Annotated in this window: 20 protein-coding genes and 1 pseudogene; 15 read left to right on the top strand and 6 right to left on the bottom strand. The window is 58.8% G+C overall.

Annotated features, from left to right (window positions below; all coding sequences use genetic code 11):
* Window positions 1-70 precede the first annotated feature (70 nt).
* The 3 genes from GOB87_RS09030 (at window position 71) to GOB87_RS09020 (ending at window position 3,635) form a co-directional block, all read left to right on the top strand.
* Entirely contained in the window at window positions 71-808 is a 738-nt protein-coding gene (locus tag GOB87_RS09030; protein ID WP_166315500.1) for a flagellar hook-basal body complex protein, read from the top strand.
* Between the two features lie 161 nt (window positions 809-969).
* A complete protein-coding gene (flgK, locus tag GOB87_RS09025) occupies window positions 970-2,529 on the top strand; it encodes a flagellar hook-associated protein FlgK (RefSeq protein WP_166315474.1) in 1,560 nt (519 codons plus the stop codon).
* A 5-nt stretch (window positions 2,530-2,534) separates the two neighbouring features.
* Complete coding sequence (locus GOB87_RS09020) at window positions 2,535-3,635, top strand: flagellin (protein ID WP_166315471.1); 1,101 nt, start codon at window positions 2,535-2,537, stop codon at window positions 3,633-3,635.
* Window positions 3,636-3,683: 48 nt separating this feature from the next.
* Here GOB87_RS09020 and GOB87_RS09015 read toward each other — a convergent pair whose 3' ends face one another.
* The gene (locus GOB87_RS09015) at window positions 3,684-5,438 is read right to left on the bottom strand and encodes a DEAD/DEAH box helicase (protein WP_166315468.1); all 1,755 of its coding nucleotides are present in this window, start codon (window positions 5,436-5,438) and stop codon (window positions 3,684-3,686) included.
* A 131-nt stretch (window positions 5,439-5,569) separates the two neighbouring features.
* A complete protein-coding gene (locus GOB87_RS09010) occupies window positions 5,570-7,423 on the bottom strand; it encodes a hypothetical protein (RefSeq protein ID WP_166315465.1) in 1,854 nt (617 codons plus the stop codon).
* Between the two features lie 194 nt (window positions 7,424-7,617).
* On the opposite strand from GOB87_RS09010, the gene dapF reads away from it, so the two are divergent.
* From dapF to GOB87_RS08985, 5 genes are all read left to right on the top strand, one after another.
* Window positions 7,618-8,439: a diaminopimelate epimerase gene (gene dapF, locus GOB87_RS09005; RefSeq protein WP_166315462.1), complete on the top strand. Its 822-nt coding sequence runs from the start codon at window positions 7,618-7,620 to the stop codon at window positions 8,437-8,439.
* A gap of 14 nt (window positions 8,440-8,453) precedes the next feature.
* Window positions 8,454-9,722: a tRNA (N(6)-L-threonylcarbamoyladenosine(37)-C(2))-methylthiotransferase MtaB gene (gene mtaB, locus GOB87_RS09000; protein WP_166315497.1), complete on the top strand. Its 1,269-nt coding sequence runs from the start codon at window positions 8,454-8,456 to the stop codon at window positions 9,720-9,722.
* A 1-nt stretch (window position 9,723) separates the two neighbouring features.
* Window positions 9,724-10,683 carry a signal recognition particle-docking protein FtsY gene (gene ftsY / locus GOB87_RS08995; protein ID WP_166315459.1) on the top strand — a complete coding sequence of 320 codons (960 nt, stop codon included), beginning with the start codon at window positions 9,724-9,726 and terminating at the stop codon, window positions 10,681-10,683.
* Between the two features lie 166 nt (window positions 10,684-10,849).
* The gene (locus tag GOB87_RS08990) at window positions 10,850-12,109 is read left to right on the top strand and encodes an outer membrane beta-barrel protein (protein ID WP_166315456.1); all 1,260 of its coding nucleotides are present in this window, start codon (window positions 10,850-10,852) and stop codon (window positions 12,107-12,109) included.
* Window positions 12,110-12,213: 104 nt separating this feature from the next.
* A complete protein-coding gene (locus GOB87_RS08985; RefSeq protein ID WP_166315314.1) occupies window positions 12,214-12,567 on the top strand; it encodes a hypothetical protein in 354 nt (117 codons plus the stop codon).
* Between the two features lie 60 nt (window positions 12,568-12,627).
* Here GOB87_RS08985 and GOB87_RS08980 read toward each other — a convergent pair whose 3' ends face one another.
* Window positions 12,628-13,983: an ABC1 kinase family protein gene (locus GOB87_RS08980; protein ID WP_166315453.1), complete on the bottom strand. Its 1,356-nt coding sequence runs from the start codon at window positions 13,981-13,983 to the stop codon at window positions 12,628-12,630.
* Window positions 13,984-13,986: 3 nt separating this feature from the next.
* On the bottom strand, window positions 13,987-15,840 hold the full coding sequence (locus GOB87_RS08975) for a M3 family oligoendopeptidase (RefSeq protein WP_166315450.1): 1,854 nt from the start codon (window positions 15,838-15,840) through the stop codon (window positions 13,987-13,989).
* Window positions 15,841-15,958: 118 nt separating this feature from the next.
* Here GOB87_RS08975 and lepA point away from each other — a divergent pair, with 118 nt between their 5' ends.
* From lepA to arfB, 3 genes are read left to right on the top strand one after another with little or no spacing between them, the layout of a single operon-like run.
* Window positions 15,959-17,767, top strand: coding sequence for a translation elongation factor 4 (gene lepA, locus GOB87_RS08970; RefSeq protein WP_166315447.1), 1,809 nt, complete (start codon window positions 15,959-15,961; stop codon window positions 17,765-17,767).
* A gap of 12 nt (window positions 17,768-17,779) precedes the next feature.
* Complete coding sequence (locus tag GOB87_RS08965; protein ID WP_166315444.1) at window positions 17,780-18,160, top strand: hypothetical protein; 381 nt, start codon at window positions 17,780-17,782, stop codon at window positions 18,158-18,160.
* 26 nt (window positions 18,161-18,186) lie between these two features.
* Window positions 18,187-18,609: an alternative ribosome rescue aminoacyl-tRNA hydrolase ArfB gene (gene arfB / locus GOB87_RS08960; protein WP_166315441.1), complete on the top strand. Its 423-nt coding sequence runs from the start codon at window positions 18,187-18,189 to the stop codon at window positions 18,607-18,609.
* A 14-nt stretch (window positions 18,610-18,623) separates the two neighbouring features.
* On the opposite strand, the gene GOB87_RS08955 is transcribed toward arfB, so the two are convergent.
* Window positions 18,624-19,046 carry a hypothetical protein gene (locus GOB87_RS08955; RefSeq protein ID WP_166315438.1) on the bottom strand — a complete coding sequence of 141 codons (423 nt, stop codon included), beginning with the start codon at window positions 19,044-19,046 and terminating at the stop codon, window positions 18,624-18,626.
* A 182-nt stretch (window positions 19,047-19,228) separates the two neighbouring features.
* Between GOB87_RS08955 and GOB87_RS08950 the strand changes: the two genes are divergently transcribed.
* Together GOB87_RS08950 and GOB87_RS08945 are read left to right on the top strand one after the other, a co-directional pair.
* Complete coding sequence (locus GOB87_RS08950) at window positions 19,229-20,125, top strand: glycoside hydrolase family 43 protein (protein ID WP_166315436.1); 897 nt, start codon at window positions 19,229-19,231, stop codon at window positions 20,123-20,125.
* A 13-nt stretch (window positions 20,126-20,138) separates the two neighbouring features.
* Window positions 20,139-21,197 (top strand): annotated as a pseudogene (locus GOB87_RS08945) (glycosyltransferase family 4 protein); the annotation flags it as partial.
* On the opposite strand, the gene GOB87_RS08940 reads toward GOB87_RS08945, so the two are convergent.
* Window positions 21,109-22,386 carry a sensor domain-containing protein gene (locus GOB87_RS08940; protein WP_373320696.1) on the bottom strand — a complete coding sequence of 426 codons (1,278 nt, stop codon included), beginning with the start codon at window positions 22,384-22,386 and terminating at the stop codon, window positions 21,109-21,111. The pseudogene GOB87_RS08945 and the gene GOB87_RS08940 overlap by 89 nt on opposite strands.
* Window positions 22,387-22,669: 283 nt before the next feature.
* Here GOB87_RS08940 and GOB87_RS08935 point away from each other — a divergent pair, with 283 nt between their 5' ends.
* Window positions 22,670-23,632, top strand: a complete 963-nt coding sequence (locus tag GOB87_RS08935; RefSeq protein WP_166315430.1) for a metallophosphoesterase family protein — start codon at window positions 22,670-22,672, stop codon at window positions 23,630-23,632.
* The gene (locus tag GOB87_RS08930) at window positions 23,625-24,575 is read left to right on the top strand and encodes a hypothetical protein (RefSeq protein WP_166315427.1); all 951 of its coding nucleotides are present in this window, start codon (window positions 23,625-23,627) and stop codon (window positions 24,573-24,575) included. The genes GOB87_RS08935 and GOB87_RS08930 overlap by 8 nt, the downstream gene beginning before the upstream one ends.
* Window positions 24,576-24,577: the final 2 nt, after the last annotated feature.

Below are 24,577 nucleotides of genomic sequence, written 5' to 3'. Positions count from 1 at the left end.
TTAACCCCGGACCAGATGGCCAACAGCAACGCCGTCAGAAGGGCGGCATAACAACAACCGGGTATAGCTTATCAAGCCCGCAAAACTGTCCGAACGGACGGGACCACCTCAAAAAGTCAGCAGTGCTGATGGCACGACCACGGGAAATTCGACAGCTTCAACGGTGGCCGTTGATTCGGACTCAGCGTCCTACAAGGTCACCTTTGATTCCAGTGGAAATCTGGAAGGCGTGACCAATGCGAGTACGGGCGCGGCCGTCGGAAACGGTTACTCGGGTTCTGCTGTGTCTCTCCCGGTAACCTTGTCGTACACAGGTACAAGTGCGACATCCGTCGTGCCTGCCGGGCAGAGCATCGATCTCAGTCTTGGCGACTTCGGCTCCTCCAGTGGGCTCACCACAGCTGCGGCGAACTCAACAACACCCACGATTGTCAGCGACAGTGCGACCTCCGCTACATATGAGGGGATTTCCATGCAGTCGGATGGGTCGATCATGGCCACCTTCAGCAATGGTGATACACAGCTGGTGGGCAAGATTGCTCTCGCTTCATTTGCTAATGCCAACGGATTGATGGCGGTTGACGGGCAGGCCTATGTCGCTACATCCGATTCTGGATCGGCCAAGGTGGGCGTTGTAGGAAACAACGGCACAGGCACACTGGAAACGTCGTCCACGGAATCTTCCACAACCGATCTGACGTCAGATCTCTCCAGTCTGATCGTCACGCAGGAGGCTTACACAGCCAATACCAAGGTCGTCACGACAGCGGATTCCCTGCTTCAGGCCACGATCTCGATGATCCGGTAAAGGCTTCTTTACTCGTTTTTCATCTGATGGGAGCAGGTTTGCAAAAGGCCGAACCTTTTCTCGTCCAGAACAATATGTGCATCGATCCGTGAAAATCCACGGGGCTGATGCCCTCCATCCAGATGTGCCAAGGGGATGGAGTTTCGCCGGAGATCGCGGTCATGGATCTGAATGCAGCCCTTTCAATTGCCACCAGCGGGCTGGAAGGCACGCAATATGCGCTCGGCGTCGTTTCACAGAACGTGTCCAACGCCAGTACCACGGGCTATGTCGAAGAAACGGCGCAACTCAATTCGCGGGATAGTGCGGGAACGGGAAGCGGTGTAAAAATCGGCCTTACCACCCGTGTGGTCAACGATGCGCTCCAGTCCAGCCTGTACACACAGAATGCGGCTGTCGAGGCGTTGACGGTAAAAAGCAACTCCCTAGCGTCTATTACAGCCCTCCAAGGATCGACCAGTTCAGATTCGGGCTCGACCGCGACCCTGTCGGACGAGCTGGGGAATCTTTCGAACGCTTTTTCATCGCTCGTGTCCACACCCAATGACGCAACGGCACGTAATACCGTCATCAGTGACGCCGGAACGGTCGTCAGCACGATCAATGATCTGTCTTCTGCCTATCAGACGCAGCGGCAGCAGGCGCAGGATGCGATTGTCTCCGATGTGGCCACCGTCAATACGGATCTGACAACCATCGGTGTCCTGTCCAAGCAGATCATGTTGCTTAAGGTGCAGGGGCAGAGTACTGCCGATTTGGAAAACCAGCGCGCTACGGCCATGTCGGATCTGTCATCACAGATGTCGGTGACATTCACCGAGACATCCAAAGGCGACATGCTGGTTAAGACGGCCGATGGTACGCAGTTGCCAACCTATCCGACACAGGATGGGCAAACGCTTTCGACTTACCCTACAACAGGCGGTGACACATCTTCAGCGGCCGCAATCAAGACAACCGAACCAACTTCGACGTGGCCTCTGAGCACAACGTCGGAAGAGTTGCAGGTTACATCAACGACTTCCGGGAGCGCAAACGGTAGCTATACGCCGGGAATTATGTTGAGTATCAACGGCGTATCTACAGATGTCACCTCGCATCTGACAGGTGGCAGTCTGGGAGCGAACATCGAACTGCGCGATACGGTTTATCCGCAAATGCAAGCTCAGTTGGATTCTTTCTCTTATGCGCTGGCTAGCCGGTTTTCGACAGCAGGCCTGCCGTTGTTCACGGATGCTGATGGAAACGTACCGTCTTCGACAACCACTGCAGAGACACCAAACGGTATTGTAGGGTTGTCCAGCACCCTAAAGGTAAGCTCGGACATTTCATCTGATACATCCAAGCTTGCTCCCGACGGTTCGACTTCGGTCGCGACGGATGTACTGTCCAAAGCATTTACCGATACAACGACGGCGCCTACTACAGGTTTGGGAGTAGATGGTAATATCACCACCGGCTACCGCGGTGATTTGACGCTGGCGAGTCTGGCAACGACACTCACATCCGCTCAGGCGCAGGTCGCTTCCGATACTTCTTCCAATCTCACTTCGGCGACGACTGTGCAGACAAGCCTGACCAACAGTGTGTCGAGCGTGTCGAGCGTGAATGTCGATAACGAAATGTCAAAGATCGTCGCATTGCAGAATGCTTATGCGGCGAACGCCAAGATTGTCTCAACTGTGCAGACAATGTTCACAGCTCTTCTGGATGCGGTGTAAGAAAAATGAGCACCTCTGTTGGACTTTATGGCGCTAGCGGCGCTTCGTATGTTCTCGATCAAGCCATCGACAGACTTGGCGATCAGGAAACCGATCTGACGGCGCAAGCCACTTCGGGGATGAAGTCAAGCAGTTATGCCGGACTGGATAGTTCTTCCCGAACGGCAGCCCTGGATCTTAGTCCGCAGATCACGGCCATTTCGACATGGCAGACGTCGATTTCATCGGCCCAGACCACCCTGACGGTGACGCAGTCCGCTCTGACGCAGATTTCCTCTATTGCGACAACGCTCTCCACAAATTTGCTCAGCTTGCAGGGAAATCTGGGACAAGATGAGGTCGATACAATCGCGACGTCCGCTAAATCGGCACTCGATACATTGGGTAATTTGCTCAATACGCAGTCCGGTGCGGATTATGTTTTTGCCGGAACGAATTCCTACACAGCGCCGGTAACGGGCACGAGCGGATTATCGTCCAGTGATCTGGCGCAAAGCATCAGTACGCTGGTGAGCAATATGGGCACGTCATCGGATGACGCGGCAACAGTGCTTCAACAGGCCACCAGCGATGCCAGTGGTACCGGTGACTCTGCGTCTCTTTCCGTCTTTTCTTCGGCTCTCTCGGTCAGCGCAGATAGTGCGAAAAACCTGACATCGAAAGCCGTTGTTGGAAATGGAGATACGGTAGATGTCGGTATGGTTGCGACACAAAGCACGGAAGGGATGAGCGCAAGCGATACGTCCACCGGTTCGCCAATTCGTGACCTCATGCGTAATCTGATGATCGTCGCGTCTCTGGGCGATGTGAGTACGTCCAGTTCCAGTTTTTCATCTCTGGTGAGTTCCCTGAAAAGTTCTACCAGCGACATTGGCACTTCATTACTGGCGGAAGAGGGATCTCTCGGTCTTCAACAGACTCAGCTCACATCACAGTCCACATTGCTGACAACCATGAGTACGATGCTCTCCACACAACTGGGCAATGCGCGAGAGGCCGATCCAGCGACGGTTTCCGTTCAGTTGAGCGCTGTTCAGGACCAGTTACAGGCATCCTATACTCTGATTTCTGATCTCAAGAGCATGACCTTGGCCAATTACATTTGATGTATTCTGGGAGTGTGTAACAAAAAGGGGCCATATGGCCCCTTTTTGTTAACTGCGCGGCGGCTTCTTACGTGAAGAACGAGCCCCATTTCCTGCAGGTTTGGCCCCTCTTTTCCAAGGTTTTCCACTTCCCGGTGTCCGACCACGAGCTGGCGGAGGAGCGTCGTTGCCGCTGGGAGCCGCAGCGGGCGTAATGGTGATTTCGTCGGCATCGGCAGCGGAGGCACATTCGGCAAAGCGCGTCGCCTTGGATGATGCGATCTCAACCAGTGTGTAGGCCGGGGCAATGCGGATGGCCCCGATATCTTTTTTCGTAACGCCACCGAGGCGGCAGATGACAGGCACAAGCCATTTCGGATCGGCCTTGTCGTTACGCCCAACGGACAGCTTGAACCACTCGCCGCTTTCGCCCGTATTGTGGTCAGAGCGCTCGCGCATGGGACGTTCGCGTTGGGCGGCGTCACGCGGCGTGCGGGGAGAAGGGGCTCCGGGAGTAATCACCCGCACAGAGACAGGCTTGGGCAGGCCATTTTGCCACAACGTGACAAGGGCTGTCGCGAGTTGTGTGGGTGTGCGTTCCGCGACCAGTCGTTCGGCCAGTTGGAGCTGTTCCGCGGTGGGCTCGCGGGACAGAGCTTCATCCGCAAGAAGACGCTCGGCATCCGCTTCCCGAATGGCATCAGGTGACGGCACGGGCATCCATGTTGCCGCTACACCGGCGGCATGGAGAAGCCGGTCGGCCTGACGCCGGCGCGCAGGCGTCGTCACCAGAACGCACAGTCCCTTACGTCCGGCTCGGCCCGTTCGACCGGAGCGATGCAGCAAAGTGGCGGGATTGCTGGGAAGGCTTGCGTGGATCACGAGCCCAAGTGTGGGAACGTCGATGCCACGCGCGGCAACATCTGTCGCCACGCAGACGCGGGCCTGACCGTTGCGCAGGCTCTCCAGAGCGCGACTGCGCTCGTTCTGCCCAAGATCGCCCGAAATCGCCACAGATGAAAAACCGTTTTGCAGAAGGGCCGCCTGCATCTGCCGCACACCCTCACGTGTGTGGCAGAACACCATCGCGCAGGGGCTTTCCACAAAGCGCAGAACATTGATGATCGCACCGATCATCTCGCTCTGATCAGCGATTACGGCGCGATATTCGATATCTGCATGGGGGGCATTGTCCCCAATGGTGTCGATACGCAGCGCGTCACGCTGATAACGCTTCGCCAGCCGTGCGATTTCGCGCGCGATGGTGGCCGAGAAAAGAAAAGTGCGGCGTTCGGTGGGCGTGGCGTCGAGCAGGGTCTCGAGTTCCTCGCGGAAACCGAGGTCGAGCATCTCATCCGCCTCATCGAGCACGGCAACCTTTACTCCAGAGAGATTCAGGTTTTTGCGCGCGAGGTGGTCACACAGGCGTCCCGGCGTGCCCACGACAATATGGCAGCCCATCGAGAGGGCCCGTGCTTCCCGACGAGGTTCCATGCCACCCACGCAGGAGACGATTTTCGCGCCTGTACCTGCATAGAGCCACGAAAGTTCGGTCTTGACCTGCAACGCCAGTTCGCGTGTGGGAGCAATGACGATGGCCAGCGGTAATTGCGTGGGCAGAGCCTTGCCGTGTTCGTCAAGGAGTTCGCTGGCCATGGCGAGTCCGAAGGCCACGGTCTTTCCAGAACCGGTGCGCGCGGACACAAGCAGATCGCGGCCCTGCGCGTCGTCGGCCAGTACGGCAGCCTGAACGGCTGTCGGCTCCTCATAGCCACGTTCGGCCAGAGCGTGGGCAAGGGTAGAAACGGTATCCGGAAAGGGCATAGGGAGAGAAGATCCTGAACGAGGTCGAATGCCGGGCATAGAGAGAAACAGCAGGAAACGCCAGCGTTCTGACATCAAAAGACCCGCATGGCACCTGAATGGGCCATGCGGATGAGCGCGGTGAGGAAGGCTTACTGGAAGGGAAGGTAGCGGAAATCGAAGAAAATCTGGCTCATGGAGGTGGACGGCTTGCCACCTTCACCTGACCACGCTTCCCGCTGCGACCATGCCAACTGCGTGCCGGCTTCCACCGTGCCGAACCGCCCCTTGAAGAAACGCCACCATGCACCAACCGTGGCTTCCATCACACTGCGGGTATTGCCCGCGCAGGGGAGAGAGGACATCTCAATGTTGCAACCTGCGTTGGAAAACAGGTGGTTGCCGTAACCATAAGCCTGCCCGCCGTATTCCGATCCACCTTTTCCCGCCCATTGCGTGCCGAAATATCCGTACACATCCAGCGTTGGGTCCGGGTGTGCGACGATCCCGGCCGTGCCCTGTATCGACAGCAGCGGTTTGGGTTTGCCAAGAGCGGAGAGCGTGGCGTCGGGCAGCATGACCGAGCCGTAACGGCCGATCCCATACCCCGCCAGTCCGGCAAGACGAAGTTCCACCTTGTGCGGGATGAGGGGCAGAATCATGGAGCCGCCACCGCCGCCCGTGGGAGCGGTATAATTGTGGCCTCCGCCAACCCACGAGACGCGATCATGAACGAAATGCGCGATGCCTTCGATTTCGTAATGGCCCCATGAGGGGTCGTAAGCCACCTTGGCGATCACGTCAGGCGCGATTTCGTTGGAAAATGGCGCGTCGTTGGTCAGACCCGTGCCGTCTTTGGTGATGGTGGCGTAGTGTCCGTTGGGAAGCGAGACGGTGCCGTCGTTGTTGGTGAAGCCACTCGCGTCATAGAGCGTCTGTGGATTTTCGATGGACAGACCGACCCACAGCCGATGCTTGAAGAAATCCTTCGTGATGCGGACCTGCCACTGACGCGCCCATGTCTGGCCTGCCAGCATGGAAGATTCGATGGTTTCGGGCAGGCTTTCCTGACGTGGGACGATACCGGCACGCCCGGGTGTGAGCAGACTCCACGCCTGACCGGCAAGCACATGGAAATTATAGTCGCTGTTGTCGTAGGCCATGTAGGCCTGCCGGAGACGGAAAGCGTAGCTGTTGCTTTCATAGGCGTCGGTCGTAGCGGCACCCGCGCCGAAATCCATTTCGAAGAAGCCTGAGACGGCTTCCTTCCGATTGATATCGCCACGCGCCATCAGAGAGATACGACTGTAACGCGCGCTGCCTTCAAAGCTGTTGGTATGATGATTCGGATCGTTCTTGTACGGGATGCCGTTCCAGTAATTGAAGATGCCGCTTGAAGTGTGCCGGTTCTGCAACACGGATCCTGTGTCGATGAATCCACCAAGCGCCAGCATGATGGGGCCGAGATGAAACACGCCACGATCGCCAACGGCGCCGGTGGCCTGTGCACCGACGGTCTCTCGTGAATGTGGCCCGACATTATTGTCGGCCGTATGGGCGATGATGTCTTCTGCACGGTGGGCGATAACCGTTGTGCGGGTTGGCTGATTATCCGTGACGAAGGTGGGAGTGATTTCCGTTTCCGCTCCAGCGTGATGCCGGGGCACGATCACGTGCTGCGTTCCTTCTGTTGTTCCCTCTTCGGCAAGCGGGGAGCGTGCACGGTTTGCTTCCGTGATTTTCCGGCGCGTCTCCGCACTGAGGGCACCGTGAGATGAACTGCCCGATGCCCCCCGTTTTGCAATAAGTTGTTTCTGAAGCCCGACAAGAGCGTGGGTCAGCTGTGCTTGTTGCTCTTGGATGCGGGCGATCTGCTTTTCCATAAGCTCAAGAGATTCACTCTGGTCATCCGCCAGTGCGCTGAAGGGAAAAAGCATCGTGCCTGCGCATAGAGCGAAGACATGGGAACGGCGGGTCCGGCGGAGAAACGTCGGGCGAACGGGCATGGGGGCGGGCACATCCGTGGGCGAGAGCGAAGGATTGCGACAAAGTATGTCTAGAATTCCTAATGGGGGCAATCGAATTCTGCAAGAATGTCATGCAGATTTTTTTTAAACAATGCGTAACGATCGGAAACGGCAGGATCATCTTTTGCAGATGAACATTGCGTGCAGGCAGCAGGAATCGTCATAAGACGGGCATGACGACGCCTTTCTTGAAGATGCACGGCCTGGGGAACGATTTCATCATCATGGATGAACGCGCGGCCCCGCTTGATCTCACGCCTCAGCGGATTGCAGCACTGGCTGACCGTCGGCGCGGGATTGGTTGTGATCAGTTCGTGACGCTTTCCCGTATCGCTGACAGAGATGGCGCGTTTGTGCGGTTCTTCAATCCTGACGGCAGTGAGGCTGGCGCCTGCGGGAATGCCTCGCGTTGCGTGGCGGACCTTCTGGCGCGCGAAACAGGGCAGAACGATGTAACCTTCACCACTTCGGGGGGCGTGTTGCACGCGCAGGTTCTGGAGCAGCACGTAAACGGCGCAATCGTGACGGTGGATATGGGCGAGCCTCGCCTCGGCTGGAGTTCTGTGCCGCTGGCGCGCGAGATGGACACGTTGGAACTGCCATTGGAAGGTTGTCCGGCCGCGTTGTCGATGGGCAACCCGCACGCGACGTTCTTTGTGAAGGATTTGGCAGAGGCACGGCGGGGAGAAGCACTGGAAGTCGATCCCCTCTTCCCCGAGCGGGCGAATATTGGCTTTGCGCGGATCGATGCACCTGACCGGATGCGTCTGCGTGTGTGGGAGCGCGGTGCCGGATTTACTCTGGCCTGTGGTTCCGGGGCCTGCGCTGCGGTCGTGAATGCGGCGCGGCGTGGCGTGGGTGATCGCCGGATGACGGTGGAGGTCGATGGCGGAGAAATGATCATCGATTGGGGTGAGGACGATCACGTGCGGATGACAGGGCCTGCCCGGATTGCGTTCAGGGGGAGCGTCGATCTTGACGCTTATCCACGATGAACGAGCGCGAGACCATGCCTCAGGATGAGACCGACCCGACTGGGGGGGTGGACATCCTCACCTTCGGTTGTCGGCTGAACACGTATGAGAGCGAGGTGATGCGTGGCCACGCGGCGGCGCTGGACGATGTCATCATCGTCAACACCTGCGCTGTCACGGGAGAGGCCGAGCGGCAGGCGCGACAGGCGATCCGACGCGCGCATCGTGAGCGTCCGAGTACGCGGATCGTTGTGACGGGATGCGCAGCACAGATCGATCCGGACCGCTGGGCAGCACTTCCCGGTGTGACCCGCGTTCTGGGTAACGAGGACAAGCTCAAGGCCGAGAGCTGGAGCCTGCCTGCGCTGGAATCCGGTCATGCCGTGTCCGACATCATGGCGGCCCGTGAGACGGCTGCGCATCTCGTCACGGAGTTCGCCGGACGCACGCGGGCTTTCGTGCAGGTGCAGCAGGGCTGCGATCATCGCTGCACGTTCTGCATCATTCCTTTCGGGCGCGGACCTTCGCGCTCCGTCCCTGTGGGCGTGGTAGTGGAACAGGTGCGTGCACTTGTGGCCTCAGGCTACCGCGAAGTGGTGCTGACGGGCGTGGACATCACGTCATGGGGCGGAGATCTGCCGGGCACGCCGCGACTGGGGCAACTCTGCCGTCGTCTTCTCGCACTCGTGCCGGAACTTGAGCGGTTGCGGCTGTCCTCCGTCGATCCGGTGGAGATCGATGAGGACGTGTGGCGTCTTCTGGAACACGAGCCGCGGTTCATGCCCTACCTGCATCTCTCCTTGCAGGCAGGATCGGACATGATCCTCAAGCGGATGAAGCGGCGGCATCTGGTGGCGGACGCGGCGGCCGTGATTGAACGCGCTCGCTCCATTCGTCCACAAATTGGGTTGGGTGCGGACCTGATCGCAGGTTTCCCCACGGAAGATGAGGCGCTTTTTGAGGAGACGCTGGCGTTTCTGGCGCAGGTGGCGATCCCATATCTGCATGTTTTCCCGTACAGCGCCCGGCCCGGCACGCCCGCCGCGCGTATGCCCGCCATTCCCGTCGTTGAGCGCAAGGCGCGAGCGGCCCGGGTGCGGGCGCTTGGGGCGGAGTCCGCGCAGCGGTATTATGAAAGCCTTCTTGGTCGGGAACTGCGGGTTTTGATGGAGACACCACACAGCGGCCATTCGGAGGAGTTCGCGCCTGTGCGGCTGGCTCAGGGAGAGTCGGAGACAGGACGCATTGAGGTTTTGCGCGGTGTGGCGGTTGACGCGGACGGCATCGTGGCGGAGATCGTGTGACATGGCACTCGGATTTTTCTCACGTCTCAAGCAGGGGCTGTCACGCTCCACCCAGAAACTCGGCGCGGTTTTTACCAAGCGCAAGCTGGATGAAGCGGCGCTTGAAGATCTTGAGGATCACCTGATCGCCGCCGATCTTGGCCCCGAAGTGGCCGAGCGCGTGATCGAGAGCTTCCGCAGCACGCGTTTCGGCACGGAGGTGACGGATGAGGAAATCCGCACGGCTCTTGCCGACGAGATTGCGCGTGTACTGGAGCCTGTCGCCATTCCATTCGAGCCGAGCCCCGAACTCAAGCCGCATGTCGTGCTCATGGTGGGTGTGAACGGGTCAGGCAAGACGACCACCATCGGCAAGATGGGTCGTTATTTCAGCGAGCAGGGCAAAAAGGTCATCATGGTGGCGGGCGATACGTTCCGCGCGGCCGCCGTGGAGCAACTTCAGGTCTGGGGTGAGCGGACGAACGTGCCGGTCATCGCGGGCAAGCCGGGTGCGGATGCGGCGGGGCTTGCGTTTGAGGCGTTGCGCAAGGGGAAGGCGGAAGGGGCCGATCTGCTGTTGATCGATACGGCCGGGCGTCTGCACAACAAGGGCGCTCTCATGGAAGAGCTGGCCAAGATCATCCGCGTGATGAAGAAATTCGACGAGACGGCACCCCACTCCGTGTTGCTCGTACTCGATGCGACCACGGGACAGAACGCCGTCGAACAGGTGCGCGTATTTCGTGAACTGGTCAATGTGACGGGTCTGATCGTGACCAAGCTGGATGGTTCGGCCCGGGGCGGCATTGTCGTGGCGCTGGCGGAGGAGTTCAAGCTGCCCATTCACGCCGTGGGCGTGGGGGAGAAAGCCGAGGATCTGCGGCCCTTCTCGGCGCAGGAATTCGCGCGTGGTCTGGTGGGCAAGGCTTCACTCGAAACATCGCCTCCGGAGGAGGGGGAGACACCATCCGCGGCGCCGTAGAAGTAGTGGGTGCCACTGTGTAGCGGGCGGGACACAGTTAGGTGAAACGACTTGGGCGGTAGCTCAAGCGTGGTGCGTTGTTTGTTGATTGCGGAGCCGGATCATCTTCATTCTGTAACGCAGCGCGGTTCCATATCTGGCGCGGAGAGCGTTGCGGGAGGGATGGATGGAAAAAGTGCGATACCTTGTGGCGACAGGTGTTCTGGCCGTCATGGCGACAGGAGCTGCCACAACGGCACGAGCCGAAGTCTCTCTGTTCGAGCAGAAGACCGATGCCTCCGAGTTCGAGAACTGGCTGCGGGGAACGACACTGGCCGGGCATATCGAAGGCGGCATCAGCGCTAATCCGGCACGGCCAGACAACGGCATCAATTTCGGCAATTTCATCGGCGATCATGCCAACCAACCGCAGCTCAACCAGTTTTCTCTCAAACTGGCCCGGCCCGTGGATACATCCGGGGGATATAGCTTCGGCTTCACGCTGGAAGCCAGTTATGGCTCGGACTCGCGTTATTATCACCTGCTTGGCATTTCGGACCGTGCGCTGAATTCCCGCTATCAGATCATCCCGGCACAGGCGCATGTGGACGCGCATCTGCCGTGGTTCACCAAGCTGGGTGTGGAAATGCACGCGGGCATTCTGCAGGCGCCCATGGGGCCGGAAGCCTTCGATCCAAGCGCGCGGCCATTCTATACGTTCAGCTATACGGGTGAATATTCCGTTCCGTTCGAGCACGTAGGCATGATGGCGACCATTCACGTCTCGCCGATGATCGATGTGCTCACGGGCATCGACACCGGCAACCAGACCACGTTCGGGCGCTCCGATAACAACGACGAGCCTGCGGGTTATGCCGGGATCGCGCTGAACAATCTCGCCGATGGCAAGCTGACCATCACGGAACTGAGCCGCTTCGGACCGGAGAACTCACGGCGTGTTCTGGGAAACCGCGAAGCCAACAGCGCGATGCGGTTCTGGAACGACATCATGGCCGTCTATCAGGTCACGCCAACTGTCACGCTCACAGGCGAGTTTAATTATCTGCACGATGACGGTCTGCGCGCCGATGCGGAGAGTTTCGTGTCCTATCTGTCGTGGAAGTTCGCTCCTGAGTTCACCTTCAATTATCGGGGGGAGATCTATCGCGACAACACCGGACAGTTGGTGTCCAATGCCCTGACGGATGAGGGGTATATGAATGGTGTGGCCGGTCGCTCAACCCCTGTGGAATCCGCGCCGCCCACGACCTATGGCGCGCTGACGCTTGGGGTGACGTGGCGTAAAGCTCTGACGAAGGATCTGGGGTATTTTGCCATTCGCCCCGAAGTGCGTTTCGACCGCTCGCTCAATGGCACCACGCCGTTCAATGATGGCCGAAACTCGGGGATGTTTACCTTCGGCGGTGACATGATGATCGGGTTCTAAAGAAGGCTGATGCCACGTAGCTTTACCGGGGAGATATCGGAACCTTTCCGTGTTTCACTCATTACGGATGGAAGAGTGTTCAAAACAGGAAGGATCATTCTTTCATGAACCGCACGACAAAATTTGCCCTGATCGCAGCCTTTGCTCTTGGCCAACCGGTCATGGCCATGGCTCAGGCGACCAGCGAGGGAAATATCCCGCCGACAGCTGGTGATGCGGCGGCACAGGTTGGGCGTAATCCACCCTCCGCCACGTCGGAGAGTGGGCAACGTGTCGAGCCTTCCGACAAGCTGTGGAACAACCCACGTACTGTTCATGAGCAGCCCGGCACGCAACCGCCTGCAAATAGTGATTCGCAGGGACGCAGCCATCTGGACAAGCAGTCTCACCATGTCCGCAAACATGGTGCACATCACACCCATGAAAGCAGCGATCACGAGACCACCGAAGAAGAATAAGTGGCTCTTTTGACACCGTGAACGAAAAGGCCCGCGCAGAGAACGCGGGCCTTTTTGCGTTCAGAAATGCACGTTCAGACGGGCTTCCCGGATGGCCTCGGCCTGACGGGCCGCAAGAGCCTCTTCGCTGAAATCTGCCACCAGTTCCTGAAACATTTGGTGCCAGTTGAGCTTTGCGCCCAGTCGCATGAAAACCGAGCCAAGGCCGATAGCCGAGCGGTCCACCAGCACGAACTCACGTGGTGGTTTCACGCCTCCCGTGCGTTGCAGCCCCGTATGAACGCGGCCGGCAACATCCCGTCCGAAAATGGTTTCCGCGTTCTCATTGATGGTCCGCACGCGGTCTTGCATCAGCGGTTCGTAGAGGAAGCTCGCCCATTCGTTGAGCACCTTGATCGTCTCGCGGGAAAGGTTTTCGAATCCCCACATTTCATAGGCATGAGCGGCGCGGTCTTCGTCACCTACCCGCAGGGCTTCGCACAGTTCGATCACGCCATGCACGAAACGCGGCCGGAAGATGCGGATCGCGCCGAAATCGAGCAGGTTGAAGCCGAAATCGGGTCGCACGGTGAAGTTGCCCATATGAGGATCACCGTGAATCACACCGTAGCGATAAAACGGCACGTACCACGCTTCGAACAGGGCTTTCGCCATCGCGTCGCGCTCGGTTTGCGACGGGTTGGAGTCCAGCACCTGCTGGAGGCTGCGTCCGTCCACCCATTGCATGGTCAGAAGCCTGCGCGTGCATAGATCGTCCACCGGAGCGGGGATGGTCACGTTGGGGGAATGACGCAGCATGGCGCCATAGAGGCGCAGATTGGCCGCTTCACGGGTGTAGTCCAGTTCCTCGCGAAGGCGCTCGGTCAGTTCCGCCACCACGTCATCCTGACGGATGGCGTTATCGAGCTTGTGATAGACGCCCATGGCCATGCGGAATTGCTTGAGGTCCGCCTCCACCGTCGTCGCCATGTCGGGATATTGCAGCTTGCACGCCACGGTCTCGCCATTCTGGAGTACGGCCTTATGGACCTGCCCAAGACTGGCTGCAGCCGCCGCTTCGCGCCCGAAAGAGCGGAAATGCTTCTGCCAGTCCGGTCCAAGTTCGGCAGCCATGCGGCGACGCACGAAGCTCCAGCCCATCGGCGGCGCGTTGGACTGAAGCTGGGCAAGTTCGGTGGCGTATTCATCCGGCAGGGCACCGGGGATGGTGGCCAGAAGCTGGGCGGCCTTCATCAACGGCCCTTTAAGACCTCCGAGCACACCCTTGAGGTCTTCCGCGTGAGCGCTGCCGCCCGTGTTGATGCCGAACTTGTGGCCGGCTAGCCGCGCGGCGATGCCGCCCACCGTGCCGGTCGTGCGGACCATGCGGCGGAACTCACCGAACAGGCCGCTGTCGTCGAGATCGCGTTCCGCCATGGTTCAGCCTACTTCCAACTGATCGATAAAGCCCGAGATCACGTCCAGTCCGCGACGCCAGAAACCCGGATCGCTCGCATCCAGCCCGAAGGGTGCGAGCAGTTCCTTGTGACGCAGCGTCCCCCCGGCTTCCAGCATGGCGCGATATTTGTCGCGGAAATCGGGCACGGCAGCCTGCTGATAGACCCCGTACAGCGCGTTTACGAGGCAGTCCCCGAACGCATAGGCATAGACATAGAAGGGCGAGTGGATGAAGTGCGGCACGTAGGACCAGTATGTGTCGTATTCGGGCGTAAAATTGAAGACCGGGCCGAGGCTCTCGGTTTGCACGTCACGCCAGATCTTGCCGATCTGCTCGGGCAGCAGTTCACCGTCGCGGCGGGCATGATGGACGCGGCTCTCGAACTGGTAGAACGCGATCTGGCGCACCACCGTGTTGAGCATGTCTTCCACTTTAGCCGCGAGAAGCAGGCGTTTCTGCTCAGGATCTTTTTCCGTGTCCAGCAGATGTTGGAAGGTCAGCATTTCCCCGAACACACTGGCGGTCTCAGCCAGTGTGAGCGGGGTGGACGACATGAAATAGCCCTGCTTGGCGGCCAGCACCTGATGCGCGCCGTGGCCAAGTTCGTGTGCCAGCGTCATGACGTCGCGCGTGCGGCCGCGATAGTTCATCAGCACATAGGGATGCACGGATGGGACAACCGGATGGGCAAACGCGCCGGAGGCCTTGCCGGGCACGGGCGCGGCATCGATCCACGGATTGTCGAGAAACCGCCCCACGATGGCGCCCAGAGCGGGATCGAAGCCTTCATAGGACTGGCGTACGATCACCTTGGCATCGGTCCACGGAATGTTTTTCTCACGCATGCCGGGCAGCGGCGCGTTGCGATCCCAGTGTTCCAGTTTGTCCAGCCCGAGCCACGTGGCCTTCAGCTTGTAATAGCGGTGCGACAGGCGCGGATAGTCTGCCACCACAGCGGAGACGAGCGCGTCCACCACATTGTCTTCCACCATGTTGGAGACGTTGCGATAGGATTCAGGGCGCGGGTAATGGCGCAGCTTATCGCCGATGGCCTTGTCCTTGGCCAGCGTGTTGGTGATGAGAGAAAAAAGGCGGATGTTCTCGCCCAATGTCTCGCCCACGGCACGGCCTGCGGCTTCACGGCGCGAACGGTCCGGATCGGACATGACGTTCAGCGCTTCGCCTACTGTAACCTTGCGGCCTTCCAGCGACACGCGCAGGCCGCTCATCTGCTCATCGAACAGACGACACCAGGCTGAAGCCCCCGTGACGGATTTTTCCAGCAGCACCTGTTCGATGTCGTCGGGCAACTGATGGTCACGGAACATGCGGTGGTCGCGCAGGAAGGGTTCCCAGTGCGCCAGCGCCGGGTCAGCCAGCTTCGCTTGAAGATCGTCTTCCGCGATCTGATTCAGTTCCAGCGGAAAGAACAGAAGATCGGCCGAGATGTCCGACAGGGTTTCGCGCACGAACTGGCTGAACTTGCCGATTTCGGCATCGGCCATATCGGCTGCGAAGGCGAGGGAGGAATAGGCGCCGACCTTGCCCAACCTTTCGTTGATGGACTGGCTGGTCTCGATGGCGGCGGCCAGTTCTGCTCCCGACAGCGTCGTGACCTTGCCCTTATAGCGTTCGGCAAACGTTTTGGCATCCGTTGCCGCGCGCTCCAGATCGGTTTTCATCTGCGGCGAGTCGGGACGGTCGTAGAGATCCGACAGATCCCAGCGCGGCGGTGTGTCATCGCCCGTCGTGGCTGCCACTGCACTACTATCGGCGGCCTGCATCGGGGGGAGCGGGCGGAAAGACGGGAAGGGGAGAGATGCCATATCAACCATGGGGGAACTGTAGCGTGAGCGGACGTGGGTGGCGAGACCGTTGGGTCTGTCGGAAAAGCGCAGGCAGAGTGCATTTTCCCCCGCTGACATTTGGCTGCGTATCGCCTATGCAGCAGGCATGACCGACACGCCCCTGAACCTGATCCGCAACTTCTCGATCATCGCTCATATCGATCACGGCAAGTCCACGCTTGCCGACCGGATGATTCAGGCCTGCGGTGCCCTGACCGCCCGTGAGATGACCAATCAGGTTCTCGACAACATGGACCTTGAGCGTGAACGCGGGATCACCATCAAGGCGCAGACCGTGCGGCTGACCTATCCGGCCAAGGACGGCAAGACCTACATCCTCAACCTGATGGACACGCCGGGCCATGTGGACTTCGCCTATGAGGTGAGTCGTTCGTTGGCCGCGTGCGAGGGATCGTTGCTGGTGGTCGATGCGTCTCAGGGTGTGGAGGCGCAGACACTGGCCAATGTCTATCAGGCCATCGATGCCAATCATGAGATCGTGCCGATCCTCAACAAGATCGATCTGCCGGCGGCTGAGCCGGAGCGTGTGAAGGCGCAGATCGAGGAAGTGGTGGGCATCGACGCCGAGGACGCGGTGGAGATCTCGGCCAAGACGGGGCTTAACATCGAAGGCGTGCTGGAGGCCGTGGTCACACGCCTGCCTCCGCCGCCGACGGGCGATGGGGATGCACCGCTTCAGGCCATGCTGGTGGACAGTTGGTATGATGCCTATCTGGGCGTCATCATCCTTGTCCGCATCAAGCAGGGACGACTGAAGAAAGGCGCACGCATCCGCATGATGTCCTCGGGCGCAACACATCTGGTCGATCAGGTGGGTATTTTCGCGCCCCGCATGATCCCCGTGGATGACCTCGGCCCGGGCGAGATGGGTTACATCAACGCCGCCATCAAGACCGTGGCCGATTGTAACGTGGGTGACACCATCACCGATGATCGGCGCCCCGCAGCGGCCCCGCTTCCGGGCTTTAAGCCCTCCATCCCCGTGGTGTGGTGTGGTCTGTTCCCAGTAAATGCAGACGATTTCGAGAAGCTGCGCGACAGTCTGGCCAAGCTGCGGCTCAACGACGCGTCATTTCACTATGAGGCCGAGACTTCGGCGGCTCTGGGTTTCGGTTTCCGTTGCGGCTTTCTCGGTCTGCTGCATCTGGAGATCATTCAGGAGCGTCTGTCGCGTGAGTTCGATCTCGATCTGATCGCGACTGCGCCATCGGTGGTCTATCACCTCAAGATGAATGACGGCACGCAGGAACAACTGCACAACCCGGCCGACATGCCCGATCCGTCCAAGATCGAGTCGATTGAGGAGCCTTGGATCAAGGCCACCATCATGGTGCCCGATGAATATCTCGGCGCAGTGTTGACGCTCTGCACCGAGCGGCGCGGCGTGCAGCAGGATCTCACTTATGTCGGGAATCGCGCGATGGCGGTCTATCGCCTGCCGCTCAACGAGGTGGTGTTCGATTTCTACGACCGCCTCAAATCGCTCACGCGTGGTTACGCCAGTTTTGACTATCAGATGGATGGATATGAGGAGAGCGATCTCGTGCGTATCTCCATCCTTGTCAATCAGGAGCCGGTGGACGCGCTGGCGTTCATTGCCCATCGTTCCGCCGCCGAGAGTCGGGGGCGAGCCATTTGCGCACGCCTGAAGGACCTTATTCCCCGGCAGCTTTTCAAAATCGCCATTCAGGCGGCGATCGGTGCGCGCGTGATTGCGCGTGAGACAATCGGCGCGATGTCCAAGGACGTGACGGCCAAGTGCTATGGCGGCGATATTTCTCGTAAGCGTAAGCTGCTGGAGAAGCAGAAAGAGGGTAAGAAGCGGATGCGACAGTTCGGCAAGGTCGAGATTCCGCAGAGCGCGTTCCTCGCCGCATTGAAGATGGACCGCTAAGGTCCATCTTCAATGCGCAACATCTTTTCTGATCCGGGTGATTTTTCCGATAGTATAAAGTCTCTATCAGCATATTCTGCCTTCATAGACTATATGTTCAAGGTGCTTGAACGGTCTGCCGTTCTCGTGCCTGTGTTCGCCCTGTGGCGAAAGGATCATAATTATCTCTTTCTTCTGATTGGAATTGTGTTTGCGTCTTTGCTGACGGCGGATTGCTGGATCAAATTCTATTGCAACACGATTAATTACCCACATGCGCACAAGAATAATTTTTTCTTTTCCCGATTTGGAAGACTTACCCAATTTTTTGTTTTAACCGGCTCGGCTATCGCGATCATGATTTTCGGCTCCCGTTTCGTGGCGCTGTTCATCCAGTCGCAGATAAGAAATTGACCGACGTGGGCAAGCGATAGGTCGTAATGGCACTCGATATCCAGCCCGGCCTGAGCATTTCCGAAGACCTGATCGAGATCACACATCTTCTCGCCTCCGGTCCCGGTGGACAGCATGTGCAGAAAACTTTTTCCGCCGTGCAGTTGCGTTTCCATGCGGCCAGTTGTGCTGCGTTGTCTCCCGCCATGTTTCAGCGTCTGGAGCGTATTGCCGGCAGCCGCATGACGCAGGAAGGCGTTCTTGTCCTGACCGGACAGCGCTTTCGCAGTCAAATACGTAACATTGAAGACGTGAAGACGCGTCTGGTCGAGATGCTCCGCAAAGCTGCCGAAAAACCGCGTTTTCGCGTGCCGACACGTCCGTCCCGATCCGCGCGACGAAAGCGGGCGGATGACAAGACGCACCGGGGCACGATCAAGCGGGCAAGAAAAGTCAGGCTGGACGAATGAAAGCCATGGGCTGTCTATGAAGCAGCCGCCAGCTTTTCTCGTTTCGCTTCTGCTGCCTGCCAGTCGATGGGACTGTAACGCGGCGTGTTGTCCGGTTTGTCCCACTGAAGGTTGTCGCGACAGAAATCATGATGATCGTGATTGATGAAGTGCAGATAGCGTCCTTTTTCGTGTTCTCCCACAAGCGCCTGCCCCAGTGGCAAGCCTGCTTCTGGAAGCGGTGTTTCACTGGATTCAGAGGCGGGAGAAGGCAAGATGACCGTTTCTTCGCCATGACGCCCCAGTTTTGAAAGCACCAGAAAGCGACCGTCTTGCGAAATCTTTCTGATAAACGCAGCGTCCCGATGATCCAGTCTTACTGCGCGTTTCTGCCCGTCCGAGGCGGTGAGCCAGATGGTCTCATGGTTTCCTTCTGTCTGCCATTCAGGCAAGGACATGGATGAAGTGTCTTGGTTGGAATGCGGATGCACGATCGCCTCCCTCACTGCATGCGGTCTCGCAGCGTGCCGAACTTTTCTCGTTTCACGCAATCTGGAAATGGACATTCCTGCCAGAAAGAAACGCTTTGGATCGGATGCTGGCGTTTACTCCAATCGATCCGTGACATGATCGCTGGCCGATGAGCATTTTTAGAACCGATATCTGGCGGACCGGGATTGTTCGTGCGCCCATCGCTGCGATCCGTGACGTAGGCTCACTGGCGCCGTTTTCCATTCGCTGGCTGCCCAATCCGGGGTCGTTCTGCTTTCTGGCGGACCCGTTCGGGCTTTGGCGCGATGGAAAGCTGCATGTCTTTGTGGAGCATTATGATTACCGCACACGCAAAGGCATCATAAATCTCCTGATCCTCAATGGGAATCTGGATGTTCTCGAGCATGGCACGGTCCTGTCGAAGCCGTGGCACCTGTCCTACCCCTTCGTGTTCGAGGCGGAGGGGGAGACATGGATGCTTCCGGAAGCCCATCGCTCCGGTCGTCTGACACTCTATCGCGCCCGTCGCTTTCCGTGGACATGGGAGCCGGTGCCGGAATTTTTGTTCCCGTGTGCGGCCATAGACGCCACGCCTGTTCGCGTGAAAGACGGATGGTGGATGTTCTACGCGCCGCCATTTCCGAAAACAGAACGGACGACAGCCCTTCGCATGGCGCGTGCCGATTCATTGATGGGGCCATGGGAAGACATGTTTCCTCTGCCAGTGCGTGGTGATGGAGGCAGCAGCCGCATGGGCGGCACGCCTATCGTGCAGGAAAACAGCATCACGTTACCCATGCAGGACTGCCGCGACACATACGGCGGAGCCGTCCAACTGCTGCGTCTTTCATTGCCACTGGCGGATCGGCCGTCTTTTACGATGGGGCCGCGGCTGACGGCGCCTCTTTCAGCCAACCCATTTGTTGAAGGGATGCACACTCTGTCGGGTGCGGGAGATGTGACATTGATCGACACCAAGCAGATCGTGCGCAATGCGCCACGCCGTCTGCTCATGGATGTGCGGCACCGGCTGTCACGAATATGAAGAGACGCACCAAATGAAGATTGCCTATGTCATCAACTCCGTTGAAGGCGGTGGCGCGGCGCTTCCTGTTCCAGCCGTGACGCAGGTCATGCGGGAGCGCGGGCACCATGTGGAAGTCTTTGCGCTGGCGCGACGCGATGGCCGGGCCATACCGCCCATGGAAACGGCCGGATTACAGGTGCATGTGCGCGAAGGGGAGCGGACGGATCATCTGGCGGCTCTGCGCTGGCTGGATCGGCAGATGCGGACATATGCGCCCGACGTGATCTGGACATCGCTCACCCGCGCTACGCTGATGGGGCAGATGGTGGGATGGCGGCGGCATTGTCCGGTGGTGAGCTGGCAGCATTCCGCGCGTCTCAAATCGATGAATGCGCGGCTGTTGCGGCTCTTGCGCGAGCGCACCGCGCTGTGGATTGCGGATTCCTGCTGCGTGGAGGCTCAGACGCGCGAGAAACTCGGTTTGTCCGCAGACCGCCTGACACGCTGGCCGATCTTCCGCGCGAACCCTGAGTTCCCGGTGGCGCGTCCCTGGCAATCGGGTGAAGTGGTGCGGATCGGCACATTGGGACGACTGCACCCCGTCAAAGGGTATGACACGTTGTGTGAGGCGGTCAGGCTTCTACGTGAGAAAGCGGATCTTCCGCCTTTTGAAGTGCTGATTGCGGGAGAGGGCGAAGAGCGTTCAAGGCTTGAAGCGTTGATCGCGCGTCATGAGTTGCCGGTACGGCTGGTGGGCTATGTCAACGAGCCGCCCGTGTTCCTGCGCGATCTGCATCTGTATGTGCAGCCTTCACTTTGGGAAGGCCTGTGTCTGGGAGCGCACGAAGCGATGCTGGCCGGGCTGCCGGTCGTAGCATCGGCAGCCGGCGAACTGCCGTTCACCATTACTCACGAGACGGGGCGGATTGTGCCGCCCCAACAGTCTCAGGCTTTGGCCGTTGCGTTGGCCGAACTGCTCGGTGTGCCGGAGCGTCTTGCGGTCATGGGGCAGAAGGCGCGTGAACGGGTGCTGGATCTGTTTGGCGCAGAGCGGTTTGATGCGACAGGACAGGCGGTCGTGGCACGCGTGGAAAGACTGGCAGAGAAACGCCCGCGTTTTTGAGACTGTGCCGGGATGAGGCTGGGCGCAGACTGCTGCGGAGAAATGCCACGATGGCATCGGCGGCGGCGGGCGCGGTGGGTTCCTGACCTGTCAGTTCGAATGTATCCGCGACATACGCTTCCTGACGGGCGATGAAAGCGGTGTGCTGTGAATCAGCACGGGCCAGAGCGTCAGCAAGCTGGTCCACGTCATTCACGACCTCTCCCAGATTCCAGAAGCTGTAGTTACAATCGTTCTGCCATGTCGTGTCGTGTGCATTCAGAAAGATACAGGGACGGGGACGGATGAGAAATTCGGCTACCTGACTGCTGACATCGCCCAGATAGAGGTCGGCCGCCAGCGTGTAGGTCATGTCCACGCTTCGCTGGCTGCCGGGATCGATGATGATGTGCGAGCAATCGGCAAAGCGTTGGCGGAGAGCTTCACCGGCTGCCTTGTCACGGTCGAAGAGCCTTACATGGGGCGCGAAAATCAGGTTGTAGCGATCTTGCTGCGCAAAAAACGCGATGACGCGCTCCCCCATTGCGGGCCATGAGGACAGGCTGCTTGAGAAGTGAGGATTGTATAGCACCGTTGGACGGTCATCGGAGAATAGTCGACGCGGGGTCCGGTTCATACGCTGCACAAGGTCGAATTTGGCATAAGTGCCAAGGTGATAGTGGCCCGGACGGATGGCTCCCTGTTCGAGCAGGCGCTGTTCGATCTTGGAGCCGGACAGAATGACGAAATCGAACATCCGTGTGTCGCGGGCGAAGCCGATGGCGCGGTCTCCCGCGCCGTGACGTGTCCAGATGAAGCGCGGTCCTTTCACCCCCATCCGCTTGAGATAGAGCGAAGTGCGCTCCGGTACGACAATGGCATGGAACTTTGAGAAGTAAGAGCGGTTGAGGCCAAGAACCGCAATCTTCTCAAGAGGACCGGGACCATGTTTTTCGATCCGACGACGCAGCACAGCGGGCATGTTCAACAGATCATAGATCACGTGTGCGTCAGGATAGTGAACAGCGAGAGACCGGACGAAGTCGAGCTGCTTTTCTGTCAGGCACGCGACATGCACTTGCGCATCCGGTGTACGGGCAGCCATTTCCAGCGCGATGGGGAGCGAATGAAATGTCTGGTGAGGCTGGGCAATGAACGGAAATACAATTTGCAACATTTTGGAAGGCATCCGCACGTGACCTGATGACGGTCGCCATCGTGCAGTAAAAATGGCTTATTTCAACTCGATAATTGTATCGTAATTTTTCGATGACTACTTTATTGAGGTTATGTGTCAGCAATATTAAAGTTTAATTGCATCGAATATTTGTTCGATTCTTTGTGGTAGAGAGCGGGGCAAGTCAATTCGGGTGAGTGAATGTCCATCGGGGATCGTGGCACCGATTGGATGGAGAGTTGGATCATGGTTGTGCGTTTCTCCTTACGTGAGGGCGGCTGATATGAGTGCTTCCGGCCATCCCCTGCGCTTCGCTCATCTTTCGGACGCTCATTTGCCCCCTGATGGGCCACTCCCGTGGCGCACGTTGATTGGAAAACGCGGACTGAGCGTCATGTCATGGCGCCGCCGACGGGCCGGTCTGTATCGGCAGGAAACGGTTGACGGTGTGGTGGCGGATATTGCCCGTTTTGCACCGGATCTTATTGCGGACACAGGCGATCTCACGAACTTCGGATTGCCGCAGGAATTCAGAAAAGCCGCCGCATGGCTGGAAACACTGCCTGCGCCGACCGTTGTGGTTCCGGGCAATCACGATGCGATGATGCCTTCCTCGCTGGAGGAGGGGCTGCCGATGTGGAAACGCTGGAGCCCTGCGCGGGCGGAGGATTTTCCCTTTGTCCGCCGCGAGGGCGATGTGGCCATCATCGGCGTGTGTTCCGCGATTGCCTCTCCGCCTTTCGTGGCATGCGGACGCGTGGGCACTGGGCAGACCGAACGACTGCGGAAAATCCTTGAAGCTACGCGCGGCCTGTGCCGGATCGTTCTGATTCATCATTCTGTCGGTCCGGGGCTTGTGCCGTGGCGGAAATCGCTGCTCGGGTGGAGGCGCATTGCGCGCGTTCTGCGTGAGGCGGGAGCCGAAATGGTCCTGCATGGCCATGCACATTGTGCGGCGACCAGCACGGTTCCGGGAACGAGGATTCCATTGGTGGGAGCCCCTTCGGCGGCATTGCGTTCGTCCGAGCGGGATTCCCGCGCTGGGTGGAACGCCCTTACCGTCATGGCGGAGGGGGAACACTGGCGCATCGAACTCACCCGTCGTCAAATGACGGAGACGGGCGCGTTCGAAGACGCCGGATGTGTGTGCTGGTTGCGTCCGCGACAGGTCATTCCCGGCAATCTGCCTCAAGAAACGCTTCCTGATATCGCGGCTGGCCGCGAACGGAGAGTCCGATATGCCTGAGTTGGAATCCATTCCTTCGGTTGCGCATTTTGTGACGACCGGACGGAAAATATCATGGGCGCAGGCGTTCGCCATCGCTTCGGCAACGCGGCACGGCATGAAAAAAGTTATTGTGCATCATGCCGGTTCGTTGGAGGATTCACCGCAGCGTGTGTTTCTTCAGGGGCAACCGACCGCCTCAATTTGCAGACTGGATGTGAGCGATACGCTGCGTCGGGTGGGGCGCGCATTGGAAATACCCGGTTTTGCGGAACTGTATAGGCTGACGACGGATCCCGTTATTCGCGATAGCATCCTCCGTGCCGCGCTTCTCTACCGTTTTGGCGGCATTTCTCTGTCATTCGACTCCATGATGATTGGGGAATTGCATCTTTCGTCGTCATGCCAGACGTTTTTCGGATGTGAGCGGATAGCGAGCCATACGCCCCTTGCGAACTTCTTTTCGCGCGTAAAGGACGGCATTTCGTTTTCTGGCCGTAGAAAAAGTGGTTCACCTGTGTCAGCTGTTCGACCCGCTTTCGCTGGCACCGCTCCAAGCACGGCCGTTTTCGGTGCCGTGCAGCATGCGCCGTTTCTTGCGACATGGTTGCGCGGGCTGATTGCGCTCGACGGGACGGGAAAGGACAGTCCTTCGCGCCTTCTTTCCTCTCTTCTGGCGCTCAACACCTTTCCAGACGTCGAAATATGCCCACCTCAGATGATCTGCGCCTTTGACACAGGGGATGTGCGTCGCCTGTTCCGGGCTGTACGAGGTGAAAGATTGCGGACGATGCGCCCTTCAGCTTCGGTCGTGCATTGGCGACCTTGTGCCTTCACACGTGAGTGTGAAGCCGGGATTACGCCCGATCACGTCATGGAAAATGCTTACAGGCAGTTGTACAGCAATCTGATCTGGGAACATGTACCGGCGGTGCAGGACATTGTGTATCTTCGGCTCGCATAAGA

The sequence above is a fragment of the Acetobacter estunensis genome (genome assembly GCF_011516945.1).
GTDB lineage: Bacteria > Pseudomonadota > Alphaproteobacteria > Acetobacterales > Acetobacteraceae > Acetobacter > Acetobacter estunensis.
The sequence above is the reverse complement of the archived record's forward strand: the minus strand, read 5'-3'. Positions and strand labels throughout refer to the sequence as shown.

Excerpts from the sequence above, each read along its gene's own strand:
- flgK (WP_166315474.1), top strand. The coding sequence starts at position 970 with ATGGATCTGAATGCAGCCCTTTCAATTGCCACCAGCGGGCTGGAAGGC.
- GOB87_RS09020 (WP_166315471.1), top strand. The coding sequence starts at position 2,535 with ATGAGCACCTCTGTTGGACTTTATGGCGCTAGCGGCGCTTCGTATGTT.
- GOB87_RS09015 (WP_166315468.1), bottom strand. The coding sequence starts at position 5,438 with ATGCCCTTTCCGGATACCGTTTCTACCCTTGCCCACGCTCTGGCCGAA.
- GOB87_RS09010 (WP_166315465.1), bottom strand. The coding sequence starts at position 7,423 with ATGCCCGTTCGCCCGACGTTTCTCCGCCGGACCCGCCGTTCCCATGTC.
- dapF (WP_166315462.1), top strand. The coding sequence starts at position 7,618 with ATGACGACGCCTTTCTTGAAGATGCACGGCCTGGGGAACGATTTCATC.
- mtaB (WP_166315497.1), top strand. The coding sequence starts at position 8,454 with ATGCCTCAGGATGAGACCGACCCGACTGGGGGGGTGGACATCCTCACC.
- ftsY (WP_166315459.1), top strand. The coding sequence starts at position 9,724 with ATGGCACTCGGATTTTTCTCACGTCTCAAGCAGGGGCTGTCACGCTCC.
- GOB87_RS08990 (WP_166315456.1), top strand. The coding sequence starts at position 10,850 with ATGGAAAAAGTGCGATACCTTGTGGCGACAGGTGTTCTGGCCGTCATG.
- GOB87_RS08985 (WP_166315314.1), top strand. The coding sequence starts at position 12,214 with ATGAACCGCACGACAAAATTTGCCCTGATCGCAGCCTTTGCTCTTGGC.
- GOB87_RS08980 (WP_166315453.1), bottom strand. The coding sequence starts at position 13,983 with ATGGCGGAACGCGATCTCGACGACAGCGGCCTGTTCGGTGAGTTCCGC.
- GOB87_RS08975 (WP_166315450.1), bottom strand. The coding sequence starts at position 15,840 with ATGGTTGATATGGCATCTCTCCCCTTCCCGTCTTTCCGCCCGCTCCCC.
- lepA (WP_166315447.1), top strand. The coding sequence starts at position 15,959 with ATGACCGACACGCCCCTGAACCTGATCCGCAACTTCTCGATCATCGCT.
- GOB87_RS08965 (WP_166315444.1), top strand. The coding sequence starts at position 17,780 with ATGCGCAACATCTTTTCTGATCCGGGTGATTTTTCCGATAGTATAAAG.
- arfB (WP_166315441.1), top strand. The coding sequence starts at position 18,187 with ATGGCACTCGATATCCAGCCCGGCCTGAGCATTTCCGAAGACCTGATC.
- GOB87_RS08955 (WP_166315438.1), bottom strand. The coding sequence starts at position 19,046 with ATGTCCTTGCCTGAATGGCAGACAGAAGGAAACCATGAGACCATCTGG.
- GOB87_RS08950 (WP_166315436.1), top strand. The coding sequence starts at position 19,229 with ATGAGCATTTTTAGAACCGATATCTGGCGGACCGGGATTGTTCGTGCG.
- GOB87_RS08940 (WP_373320696.1), bottom strand. The coding sequence starts at position 22,386 with ATGTTGCAAATTGTATTTCCGTTCATTGCCCAGCCTCACCAGACATTT.
- GOB87_RS08935 (WP_166315430.1), top strand. The coding sequence starts at position 22,670 with ATGAGTGCTTCCGGCCATCCCCTGCGCTTCGCTCATCTTTCGGACGCT.
- GOB87_RS08930 (WP_166315427.1), top strand. The coding sequence starts at position 23,625 with ATGCCTGAGTTGGAATCCATTCCTTCGGTTGCGCATTTTGTGACGACC.